We start from the raw sequence: 9056 nt of genomic DNA on the forward strand, positions 1-9056 counted from the left end.
CTATACTGCATACCTTGCTTCTTTTCAGGAATTTCGCTCATGGCCTTCGCGCCAGCTCGTGTGACCCCCTTCGTTGTACAGCGCCTCCAGGTCCCGGTTCAGGTGCTGATTTATGCCGGATTGTTCGTCTGTGCTGAATATTTGGTTAACTGGCTGCATCTGCCGCTGCCGGCGAACCTGGTTGGTATGTTGATGCTGCTGGCGCTGATTATCTGTCGGGTTATCCCGCTGAACTGGGTGCGGGCCGGCGCGCGCTGGCTGTTGGCGGAAATGCTGCTGTTTTTCGTCCCGGCGGTGGTGGCGGTGGTGAATTATACCCAGCTGCTGATGGTCGACGGCTGGCGCATTTTTCTGGTGATTGCGCTGAGTACCCTGATGGTGCTGGGGGCGACGGCATGGGTGGTGGATAAAGTGTATCGTTATGAAGTCAGCCGGATGAAGCATGAGTGATTTTCAACTGAGCGTCCTGTGCCTGGTTGTGACGCTGGCACTCTATTTCGCCAATAAGCGCCTGTATCGCCGCTTCCACAGGCTGCCGCTGATGCCGCTGGTGTTTACCCCGATACTGCTGGTGCTGATTCTGGTGTTTGGCCACATTTCATATCAGAACTATATGGGCGAGGCCCACTGGTTGTTATGGCTGTTGGGGCCTGCAACCATCGCGTTTGCCGTCCCGGTATATGACAACCTCGCGGTCATTAAACGGCACTGGATGTCGCTGACCGCAGGGGTGACGACGGCAGTGGTTGTCGCCGTGACCAGCTCGGTGTGGCTGGCGCGACTGTTTACGCTGCCGGATGAGATTCAGCGTAGTCTGGCGGTGCGTTCGGTCACGACGCCGTTTGCGCTGGCCGCGGCAAAACCGATCGGCGGCCAGCCGGAGCTGGTGGCGCTGTTTGTGGTGATCACCGGCGTGTTTGGCATGGCGGTGGGTGATGCGCTGTTTATGCGGCTCGCCATTCGCGAAGGGATGGCAAAAGGCGCTGGATTTGGCGCCGCCTCGCACGGCGCAGGCACCGCCCGTTCATATGAGCTGGGGCCGCAGGAAGGGGTGGTGGCCAGTCTGGTGATGATGTTGTCTGGCGTGGTAATGGTACTGGCAGCGCCGCTGGTGCGCCTGCTGATGTTTTAATGTTCCCCGGCCGGGCGGCCGGGGAGAGTCAGGTTAGTGCGCCTGGCCGCGTTCGATACCGATCCCGGTTTGCGAACGAATAAACTGAGCGCGGAACTGCTCACGCTCGCGCATCCCTTCCGCCGAATTGTCGGTGGCGGAGAAGAGCCAGATACCGATAAAGGCGATAGCGATAGAGAACAGCGCCGGATATTCATACGGGAATATCGCCTTTTCATGGCCGAGGATTTGCACCCAAATCGTCGGGCCAAGGATCATCAGAATCACGGCGGTCAGCAGCCCAAGCCAGCCGCCTACCATGGCTCCGCGAGTGGTCAGCTTCGACCAGTACATCGACAGCAGTATGATCGGGAAGTTACAGCTGGCGGCGATGGAGAAGGCCAGACCCACCATGAAGGCGATATTCTGATTTTCAAACAAAATCCCCAGCAGAATCGCCACCACGCCCAGCACCAGAACGGTGATTTTCGACACCCGCAGCTCATCGCGCTCGCTGGCGCCCTTGCGGAAGACGTTAGCATACAGGTCGTGAGAAACCGCCGAGGCGCCGGCCAGCGTCAAACCGGCGACCACCGCCAGAATAGTGGCGAAGGCGACCGCTGAAATAAAGCCGAGGAACAGGTTGCCGCCCACCGCATCGGCCAGGTGTACCGCCGCCATATTATTGCCGCCAATCAGCACGCCCGCGGAATCTTTGAACGCAGGATTCGCGCCCACCAGCATGATCGCGCCGAAGCCGATGATAAAGGTCAGGATATAGAAATAGCCCATAAACCCGGTGGCGTAGAACACGCTCTTGCGCGCTTCTTTCGCATCGCTCACGGTGAAGAAACGCATCAGAATGTGCGGCAGACCGGCGGTTCCGAACATCAGACCGAGACCGAGCGATAGCGCCGATATCGGGTCTTTCACCAGCCCGCCCGGGCTCATAATCGCTGCGCCTTTCGGATGCACCGCCATGGCTTCACTGAACAGGTTGTTGAAGCTGAAGCCGACGTGCTTCATAACCATAAAGGCCATAAAGCTGGCGCCGCACAGCAGCAGGACGGCCTTGATAATCTGCACCCAGGTGGTGGCGAGCATACCGCCGAAGAGGACGTAGAGCACCATCAGCACGCCGACCAGCACCACCGCGACGTGGTAGTTCAGGCCGAACAGCAGCTGAATCAGCTTGCCTGCGCCGACCATCTGAGCAATCAGATACAGCGCCACCACCACCAGCGAACCGCAGGCGGAGAGGGTACGAATCGGCCCTTGCTTAAGGCGATAAGAGGCGACGTCAGCGAAGGTGTAGCGCCCGAGGTTACGCAGGCGTTCGGCGATCAGGAACAGAATAATCGGCCAGCCGACCAGGAAACCGAGGGAGTAAATCAGTCCGTCGTAGCCGGAGGTGTAGACCAGCGCAGAAATACCGAGGAAGGAGGCGGCCGACATAAAGTCGCCGGCAATCGCCAGCCCGTTCTGAAAGCCGGTAATATTTCCGCCCGCGGTATAGTAATCGCTGCGTGAGCGAACGCGTTTTGACGCCCAGTAGGTGATATACAGCGTCAGGGCGACAAAGATCAGGAACATGATGATCGCCTGCCAGTTGGTCGGCTGGCGCTGTACCGCGCCGGAGATGGCGTCAGCGGCACTCGCGGAAAAAGGGAGCGTGGCGGCAATCGCCGTCAGGACTTTCTTCATGATGAGTGCACCTCGTTGATAACGCTTTTCGTCAGACGGTCAAATTCTCCGTTAGCCCGCCAGACATAAATCCCGGTCAGGACAAAAGAGATAACGATAACGCCGATGCCGATCGGGATTCCTCGGGTGACGCTGGTGCCGGCATGCAGCGGCGTGCCCAGCCAGCCAGGGGCGAAAGCGATGAGTAGAATAAAGCCCACGTAGATCACTAACATAATCAGTGACAGGATGGCGGCAAACCTTTGCCGGGTTGCAACTAACTCCCTGAAATGCGCACTATCTTCTATCCGCTGACAAATTTGCTCATTCATCACAGCGTCTCCAGAGGTACCCTTTTCGTCATCCGCGCGCTGACCGTCGGCAGCACTTATCCGCCCGGCAACATACTGTCGGGAAGAGAGGGTGCTTCCTGCTGTCCTGCTACGTGGAATCCTTAGGGCGTATGATTTATGTCCTCTCCCCTGACGGGGAGAGGGTGTAGGGAATGAGTCCGTTTACGACGGCATCGCAATGGCCTGCTTCTCTTCGAGCAGTTTTTCCACGACGCCAGGATCCGCCAGTGTTGACGTATCGCCGAGGTTGCTGGTATCGCCCGCGGCAATCTTGCGCAGAATACGGCGCATGATCTTGCCCGAGCGGGTTTTCGGTAAGGAATCGGTCCAGTGGAGCACGTCCGGCGTGGCCAGCGGGCCAATCTCTTTGCGTACCCAGTTGCGTACTTCCGCATACAGCTCCGGCGTCGGCTCTTCACCATGATTGAGCGTGACGTAAGCGTAAATCGCCTGACCTTTGATGTTATGCGGAATACCGACCACGGCCGCTTCGGCGATTTTTGGATGCGACACCAGCGCCGATTCGATTTCTGCGGTCCCCAGGCGGTGGCCAGATACGTTCAGAACGTCGTCCACGCGGCCGGTGATCCAGAAGTAACCATCTTCATCACGACGAGCGCCGTCGCCGCTGAAATACATATTTTTGAAGGTGGAGAAGTAGGTCTGTTCAAAGCGCTCGTGGTCGCCGAACAGGGTTCGCGCCTGTCCCGGCCAGGAGTCGGCGATGGCCAGGTTACCTTCGGTCGCGCCCTCCAGCGGAGTGCCTTCATTGTCGACCAGCACCGGCTGCACGCCGAAGAACGGACGCGTGGCGGAGCCGGCTTTCAGCTCAATGGCGCCCGGCAGCGGAGTAATCATGAAGCCGCCGGTTTCAGTTTGCCACCAGGTATCCATCACCGGGCATTTCTCGTTGCCAATCTTCTTCCAGTACCACTCCCAGGCTTCCGGGTTAATCGGCTCGCCGACCGAGCCCAGAATACGCAGGGAAGAGCGGTCGGTGCCTTCGATGGCCTTATCGCCTTCCGCCATCAGCGCGCGGATCGCCGTCGGCGCGGTGTAGAGAATATTGACCTTGTGCTTATCGACGACCTGACACATCCGCGCCGGCGTCGGCCAGTTCGGCACGCCTTCAAACATCAGCGTGGTGGCGCCACAGGCCAGCGGGCCGTACAGCAGATAGCTGTGGCCGGTCACCCAGCCCACGTCAGCGGTACACCAGTAGATGTCGCCCGGATGGTAGTCGAAGACATATTTGAAGGTGGTGGCGGCATAGACCAGGTAGCCGCCGGTGGTGTGCAGCACCCCTTTGGGCTTACCGGTTGAACCGGAGGTATAGAGGATGAACAGCGGGTCTTCCGCATTCATCTCTTCCGGCTGATGCTGGTCGCTGGCTTGCGCAATCAGGTCGCTCCACCACAGGTCGCGACCTTCCTGCCAGTCGATTTTGCCGCCGGTACGTTGGAGCACCACCACGTGCTCGATGCTTTTCACGTTCGGATTTTTTAACGCGTCGTCAACGTTCTTCTTCAGCGGAATCGCACGTCCGGCGCGCAACCCTTCATCGGAAGTAATGACCAGACGAGAATTCGAGTCAATGATACGTCCGGCAACCGCTTCGGGAGAAAAACCGCCGAAGATCACCGAGTGGATAGCGCCGATACGGGCGCAGGCCAGCATAGCGACGGCGGCTTCCGGCACCATTGGCATATAGATAGCGACGACATCGCCCTTTTTAATGCCGAGGTCGAGCAGGACGTTAGCAAAACGGCAGACGTCGTGATGGAGCTCGCGATAAGTGATGTGTTTGCTCTGGCTGGCGTCGTCGCCTTCCCAGATAATCGCAGTCTGGTCGCCGCGTTCGGCCAGGTGGCGATCGAGGCAGTTAGCGGCAAGATTCAGCGTGCCGTCTTCATACCATTTAATAGAGACGTTGCCCGGTGCGAATGAGGTGTTCTTCACGCGCGTATAGGGCCGCATCCAGTCAAGGATTTTGCCTTGCTCACCCCAGAACGCATCCGGGTCGGTGACAGATTGGTGATACTGCGCCTTGTACTGTTCCGGGTTAATCAGGCAGCTGTCCGCAATATTAGCGGGAATAGAGTGCTTATGTATTTGGCTCATGGCTTTTTTTCTCCTGTAGGTTGTTAAATATATGTCAAGTAAACGTTAAGAGTAGGGGCTTTCGCGGCTTTGTTTGCTATTTGGGGGACAGATCACGCATTGATTCAACTGAATGAAAATCAATCAAATGAAACTTTGAAGTGAAATAATTTCAGAAATGTATTTATAGAAATGGAAGCTATGAAATTTTTTTTATAACAGATACTTATGCATCAGAAGTGGGGAAAGTTAGCGAATTTATGCAGAAACCCAGAGAAAAGCCCTGTTCTTAAACGCTTGCGTAGCATGCCGTGCAGATGATACTGATACCGCGCGTTAAAAAACCCCATAGAGCAACGCAACACAATTCATATCCCTTTCAGTGGGCATCATGACTTCCGGGAATGGTGCCTCTCATTGAGGAAGTCAGTAGTGAAGAAAAAAACAAAAGTCAGCCTGGCCTGGCAGATTTTGCTGGCCCTGGTGCTGGGTATTCTGCTGGGCAGCTATCTGCATTACCATGCCGACGGTCGTGATTGGTTAATTGCGAATTTCCTGACGCCGGCAGGCGATATCTTTATCCACCTGATCAAGATGATCGTCGTTCCGATTGTTATCTCGACGCTGATTGTCGGGATTGCGGGCGTTGGCGACGCGAAGCAGCTGGGCCGTATCGGCGCGAAAACCATTATCTATTTTGAAGTGATCACCACCGTGGCGATCGTGCTGGGGATTACCCTGGCCAACGTCTTCCAGCCGGGTAGCGGTATTGATATGTCGCAGCTGGCCGCGGTGGATATTTCGAAATATCAAAGCACAACGGCAGAGGTGCAAAGTCACGCTCACGGCCTGATGGGAACGATACTGTCGCTGGTGCCGACCAACATTGTCGCGTCGATGGCGAAAGGCGATATGTTGCCGATTATCTTCTTCTCGGTACTGTTCGGTCTGGGACTCTCTTCGCTGCCAGCGACCCATCGTGAACCGCTGGTGACCGTTTTCCGCTCCATTTCCGAAACCATGTTCAAAGTGACCCACATGGTGATGCGCTATGCGCCGGTCGGGGTGTTTGCGCTGATTTCGGTGACCGTTGCCACCTTTGGCTTCGCCTCGCTGTGGCCGCTGGCCAAACTGGTTATCCTGGTCTACTTCGCGATTCTGTTCTTCGCGCTGGTGGTGCTGGGGATCGTGGCGCGGGTATGCGGATTAAGTATCTGGATTCTGATCCGTATCCTGAAAGACGAGCTGATTCTGGCCTACTCTACCGCCAGCTCCGAGAGCGTATTGCCGCGTATTATTGAGAAGATGGAAGCCTATGGCGCGCCGGCTTCTATTACCAGCTTTGTCGTGCCGACCGGCTACTCGTTTAACCTCGATGGCTCAACGCTGTATCAGAGCATCGCGGCGATCTTTATTGCCCAGCTGTACGGTATTGACCTGTCGCTGTGGCAGGAGATAACCCTGGTGCTGACGCTGATGGTAACTTCGAAAGGGATTGCCGGCGTGCCGGGCGTCTCCTTCGTGGTGCTGCTGGCGACACTGGGGAGCGTAGGGATTCCGCTGGAAGGGCTGGCCTTTATTGCTGGCGTTGACCGTATCCTCGATATGGCGCGTACCGCGCTGAACGTGGTGGGGAATGCGCTGGCGGTACTGGTGATTGCCAAGTGGGAGCACAAGTTTGACCGCAAAAAAGCGCTGGCCTATGAGCGTGAAGTGCTGGGCAAATTTGATAAAACGGCGCAGTAAAATGCAAAACCCGGCGCTATCGCGTCGGGCTCAGATTGTAGACAAAGAGTCAGCGTCTTAAATTGCCCGGCGGCGCTGCGCTTGCGCGGGCCGACTGAAATTGCGCAAGCGTTGAGATTGCGGGTTTCGTAGGCCGGGTCAGGCGTCAGCCGCCACCCGGCAAAACGCGGGCTTAATGTTCAGGCAGGTTTGTCAGGCCGTCTTAAAACCCGGCGCTATCGCGTCGGGCTCAGATTGTAGACAAAGAGTCAGCGTCTTAAATTGCCCGGCGGCGCTGCGCTTGCGCGGGCCTACTGAAATTGTGCAAGCGTTGAGATTGCGGGTTTCGTAGGCCGGGTCAGGCGTCAGCCGCCACCCGGCAAAACGCGGGCTTAATGTTCAGGCAGGTTTGTCAGGCCGTCTTAAAACCCGGCGCTATCGCGTCGGGCTCAGATTGTAGACAAAGAGTAAGCATCTTAAAGCCCGGCGCTATCGCCGGGCTTTTTCTTATCTTTTACTTATCCTGTCGAACTCTTCGCAGCCGGTATCAAACCCCTCCTGACAGCTGACATTGAGCCAGTGCAGCGCTTTCTGCTGGTTGGGTTCGATAAAGCCTTGTTCTCCCTGCAGGAACATCATCCCGGCCCAGTATTCGGCATAACCGGTACGGGACAGCGAGGAGCTGCGTTTAAAATAGTCCGTTGCCCTGGCGTCATCCTCTGTCATCTGGACGCCGCTGGCGTAAATCAAACCTAACAGCATCTGGGCGTCGACGGCGGAGTCGCTTTCCGGATCCTGGGCGGCATCCTGTAGCAGGGTGATGGCATGTGAATAGTCCGTCGGCCCGGCCTGATGGTTGACCAACACGCGGGCCAGGATAATTTCTCCTGCCTTGCTGCCAACCTGTACCGCCTTCTCAGCCAGGTCTCTGGCCTGTTTATAATCGGCCTGCTGCGGGTTGCGAATTTTCAGCTGGGCCAGCAGCGCCAGCGCATCCCCGTCACCGTTATCGGCCGATTTCTGCGCCCAGTATTCGGCCTGCTGATAATCACCGTAACTGACGTAGGTATCGGCAAGATAGTACTGCGCCCGCGGATCGCCGGCTTCCGCCTGTTGTTGGTACTGGCTGCCGGGATCGGTAGCGCCCGCGGCAAGAGAGAACAGCATCAGAAGTAAAGAGAGGTATTTCATTTTTTATTATCGGTCAGGAACACAGCGCGCAGTATAAAGGGAGGCGAAAAAGAAGAAAATGGCGGCGGTTGCCAGGTTCGATAAAAGTGGGCTGCGTCAGCTATCCCGCAACCCGGATGGTGAAAATCCCCCCCGGCCAGCGTCATGTAGCCGGGGGGGCCTTCTGTCTTAACCCAACGCGCTTTCGCGCAGACGGGCTTTCAGCCTGGTGTACTCATCAATCACATACTGCTCGGCGGCGCGCTGGTCGGCGATGCGCTCAACGTTCACGGCACAGTACTTGTACTCCGGCGTTTTGGTTATCGGGCTTAAGTTCTCCGCGACCAGCTCGTTACAGGCGCCAATCCACCACTGATAGGTCATATAGACCGCCCCTTTATTCGGACGATCGCTGACCTGCGCGCGGGTGATAATGCGGCCTTTCCGCGAGTTCACCCACACCAGCGCCTCATCCTCAATGCCCAGTCGCGCGGCATCGGCGGTATTGATTTGCGCATAGCCCGGTTCATCCGCCAGCGCGGCCAGCGCCGCGCAGTTGCCGGTCATCGAGCGGCACGAATAGTGGCCCACTTCCCGCACCGTGGAGAGCACCATCGGATACTCGTCGGTGAGTTTATCGATCGGCGCAACCCAGTCGCAGGTGAAGAACTGCGCCAGGCCGTTCGGGGTGTCGAACTTCTCTTTAAACAGATAAGAGGTCCCCTGGTCGGCGTCGGACTCATCGCGGCACGGCCACATGACGTAGCCCAGCTCGCCCATTTTCTCGTAGGTGGCGCCGTAAAAGTCCGGGCACAGATGCCGCAACTCGTCCCAGATCTCCTGGGTGTTGTTGTAGTGCATCGGATAGCCCATCCGGGTGGCGATTTCGCTGATGATCTGCCAGTCGGTTTTCA

The 9056-nt window shown here is 57.1% G+C and carries 8 protein-coding genes; 3 read left to right on the forward strand and 5 right to left on the reverse strand.

Going from position 1 to position 9056, the window contains the following annotated elements; all coding sequences use genetic code 11:
* The first annotated feature begins 39 nt into the window (after positions 1–39).
* Positions 40–450, forward strand: coding sequence for a CidA/LrgA family protein (locus BV390_RS23955; protein ID WP_032689919.1), 411 nt, complete (start codon positions 40–42; stop codon positions 448–450).
* Positions 443–1132 (forward strand): LrgB family protein, encoded by a 690-nt coding sequence (locus BV390_RS23960; RefSeq protein ID WP_032689918.1) that lies wholly within the window; start codon positions 443–445, stop codon positions 1130–1132. Before BV390_RS23955 ends, BV390_RS23960 begins: the two co-directional genes overlap by 8 nt.
* Before the next feature lie 33 nt (positions 1133–1165).
* Here BV390_RS23960 and actP read toward each other — a convergent pair whose 3' ends face one another.
* The 3 genes from actP to acs all read right to left on the reverse strand — a co-directional run bounded on the left by actP (position 1166) and on the right by acs (position 5268).
* Entirely contained in the window at positions 1166–2815 is a 1650-nt protein-coding gene (gene actP, locus BV390_RS23965) for a cation/acetate symporter ActP (protein ID WP_032689917.1), read from the reverse strand.
* Positions 2812–3126 (reverse strand): DUF485 domain-containing protein, encoded by a 315-nt coding sequence (locus tag BV390_RS23970; protein WP_032689916.1) that lies wholly within the window; start codon positions 3124–3126, stop codon positions 2812–2814. Before BV390_RS23970 ends, actP begins: the two co-directional genes overlap by 4 nt.
* Before the next feature lie 183 nt (positions 3127–3309).
* Positions 3310–5268 (reverse strand): acetate--CoA ligase, encoded by a 1959-nt coding sequence (gene acs, locus BV390_RS23975; protein ID WP_032689915.1) that lies wholly within the window; start codon positions 5266–5268, stop codon positions 3310–3312.
* Positions 5269–5679: 411 nt separating this feature from the next.
* Here acs and gltP point away from each other — a divergent pair, with 411 nt between their 5' ends.
* Entirely contained in the window at positions 5680–6993 is a 1314-nt protein-coding gene (gene gltP / locus BV390_RS23985; protein WP_032689914.1) for a glutamate/aspartate:proton symporter GltP, read from the forward strand.
* A gap of 486 nt (positions 6994–7479) precedes the next feature.
* Here gltP and BV390_RS23990 read toward each other — a convergent pair whose 3' ends face one another.
* Both BV390_RS23990 and BV390_RS23995 read right to left on the reverse strand, forming a co-directional pair.
* Entirely contained in the window at positions 7480–8163 is a 684-nt protein-coding gene (locus BV390_RS23990) for a tetratricopeptide repeat protein (protein WP_032689910.1), read from the reverse strand.
* A 168-nt stretch (positions 8164–8331) separates the two neighbouring features.
* On the reverse strand, positions 8332–9056 hold a 725-nt coding region (locus tag BV390_RS23995), incomplete at its 5' end, for a molybdopterin oxidoreductase family protein (protein WP_304442498.1).

The organism is Klebsiella sp. YJ, from assembly GCF_002108615.1.
Taxonomy (GTDB): Bacteria; Pseudomonadota; Gammaproteobacteria; order Enterobacterales; family Enterobacteriaceae; genus Klebsiella; species Klebsiella planticola.